A 2,668-nucleotide genomic window follows, 5' to 3' on the forward strand; every position below is an offset into this window, starting at 1 on the left:
CATAAATTAACCTGCTTTTGATGTTGGATTGAACATATCAAAATCAGGCAATTACACAATTTTATGTACAGGCTCTTGAATCGCCCTGCATGGGTTATCCTTTAATACTCACCAGTCCATTGAGGACGTTATCCAGGCCACCGAATACCGAGATTTTATCGATACGTTCAGCCACTCTTTCCAGCGTTTCCAGCTCTTTCAGGCGCAGCGCCACCGGGTTGTTTTCCATCACCTTCGCAGTGTTCAGCAGTGAGCGGGTCGCCGCCGTCTCTTCACGTCGACGGATCACATTCGCCTGCGCCGATTTTTCCGCTTCGATCAGTTTCGCCAGAATGGTTTTCATATCACCTGGCAGCACGATGTCCCGCACACCCAGCGAGGCGACATCCATACCAAAGGAAGCCATGCGGGTTTTCACCTGCGCACTGACCACCTCATCAATAACCTGCTTATCTTCCAGCAGCTCGTCCAGCGTACGGGTGCCCACCGCTTCACGCAGGGCAAACTGCAGCTCACGATACAGATGATCCAGCGGTTTGCTTAACTGGCTAAACGCCTGCAACACGTCGCTATACTGCCAGTTCGCCCCCAGATTAATGCGCAGGTTCACTTTGTCTTTGGTCAGGATTTCCTGACCGGCCACTTCCATCAGTTGCAAACGCGTATCGACAACCTCGGCATCAACCAGATGGTTCACTTTCCACCAGGCGCTCAGTCCCGGTGGCAGCAGCGGCTGCGTTTCTCCATCGATTTTCAACACACCAACATGCCATGCCGCGACGTTTACCGTCAGTATGGTATCCCGGCCTTTGACTGCTGCGCCGCTGCGTGGCTGCAATACGGCGTTCATGATGCTCTCTGGTACGCGCACATCCCGTGTATCGATCAGCACAGTGCTCAGGCTACCGTCCTGCCAGAACAGGCGGCGGGACGCGGGTGGGATAATTTCTACCAGGATGCCGTTACGGTAGAGCGCGGCCACATCATGCTCCGCGGTATCAACGCTCAGGCAGTACGCCTCAACCCATTCAGGTCTAAAGCGACGCAAATAATTCGCCAGCGCATCCGCCACATCGCTGCCGTTGAGCTCAACGACCGTGACCTCTTGCTTACCAAACCAGGAAAGACGGTGCTCTCCTGCTTCAAGAATGTCTGTGTAATCGCCCGCTTTCACCAGCAGGCCCAGTTGTCCCTTACGGAGAGTGATTTTTTTATTCATTTGATCTTCCTTAAATTTTCACGTACCGGCGCGAATGCAGGATCGGAGCCGGAGGGAAACAGACCATCACTGCCAGCCTGCTTTGCCTGCGACCCGGAGCCCTTATCGGCGCCGGTTCATTGCCATCGTTAACAGCCCGACAGCGCGTTTACGAACACAACCAGTGTTCACCGGACAGGTGAGTTGGGAATCGAACCCTCACAGGTGTCTCTCGGCTGACAGAACGCCCCACGGATAACGTCTTACCGTTCCGGGTGCGCTGGCGGGGCATAATCCCCTGCGTGCTCAGCGTCGTGACGTATCAGGTATTGCCAGAAGTGTGCCAGGTGCTGAAAGATGAAAAATAAAAAACTTAATAAATTGATATTTATTGCTTTTATTTTTACCCATTTTGTTTGCTTGCTGATGACCTGTGTATTTTTTTATATTTATTTATCGTCATTTATCTTTAAGGATAAAAATGCTAAAGCGTAGAGTCGTTATCGGGGTACTGGGAACCGTGCTGGATAAACGCGGCAAACGGGCCAATCGCTTTCGCAAATGGCGGCCAACCGTCGGGCTATGCCAGCAGCCGAATTTTCCGGTTGATCGGCTGGAGCTCCTCCACCAGCCGCGCGACGAAGGAATGGCCCGACAGTTGGCGGAGGACATCGCCCTGCTTTCGCCGCACACGGTCGTGCGCCCTCATACGGTGGATATTCGCGATCCGTGGGATTTTGAAGAGGTGTACGCCGCGTTTCTGGACTTTGCCAGCCGCTACGATTTCGATACGGAAAACGAAGAGTATCTGGTACACATCACCACCGGCACACACGTGGCGCAAATCTGCTGGTTTTTGCTTACGGAAGCCCGCTACCTGCCCGCCAGCCTGCTGCAAACCAGCCCGGCAGCCAAAGGGGCTTCTGAGGAAGATATTGCCGCTGGCGTCTGCTCGGTTATCGACCTCGATTTAAGCCGCTACGCAACCTTAACCAGCCGCTTTCAACGCGAGCAACAGCAGTCGGTTTCTCTGCTGAAAGCCGGTATTGATACGCGCAACGCGACATTCAACAGACTTATCGATCAAATTGAACGAGTGGCGCTGCGCTCCACGGCACCGATTCTGCTGACCGGTCCAACCGGGGCGGGCAAATCCTTCCTGGCAAAACGTATTTTCCAGCTCCGCCAGTCGCGCCATCGTGTGGCAGGAAAACTAGTGGCGGTAAACTGCGCCACCTTGCGCGGCGATAACGCCATGTCGACGCTATTTGGCCATGTGAAAGGGGCCTTTACCGGGGCGCTAACGCCGCGAATGGGGCTGCTGCGCGAAGCCAATGGCGGCGTGCTGTTTCTGGATGAAATCGCTGAACTGGGTCTGGATGAGCAGGCCATGCTGCTAGATAGTGTCGTCACGAGGATAAAAATCATTGATAATAGGGCCTTCTAATCAGAAGGCCCTATTATCATGAC

At 53.8% G+C, this 2,668-nt stretch carries 1 protein-coding gene and 1 pseudogene; one reads left to right on the forward strand and one right to left on the reverse strand.

Translation table 11 applies throughout. The features are described from left to right. Nucleotides 1–94: 94 nt before the first annotated feature. Nucleotides 95–1,219: a slipin family protein gene (locus ACSZPU_RS24910; RefSeq protein WP_499004270.1), complete on the reverse strand. Its 1,125-nt coding sequence runs from the start codon at nt 1,217–1,219 to the stop codon at nt 95–97. Nucleotides 1,220–1,679: 460 nt separating this feature from the next. On the opposite strand from ACSZPU_RS24910, the pseudogene ACSZPU_RS24915 reads away from it, so the two are divergent. Continuing rightward, a pseudogene (locus ACSZPU_RS24915) lies at nt 1,680–2,606 on the forward strand (RNA repair transcriptional activator RtcR family protein); the annotation flags it as partial. Nucleotides 2,607–2,668 lie beyond the last annotated feature (62 nt).

Source organism: Phytobacter sp. V69 (assembly GCF_965644215.1).
Taxonomy (GTDB): domain Bacteria; phylum Pseudomonadota; class Gammaproteobacteria; order Enterobacterales; family Enterobacteriaceae; genus Phytobacter.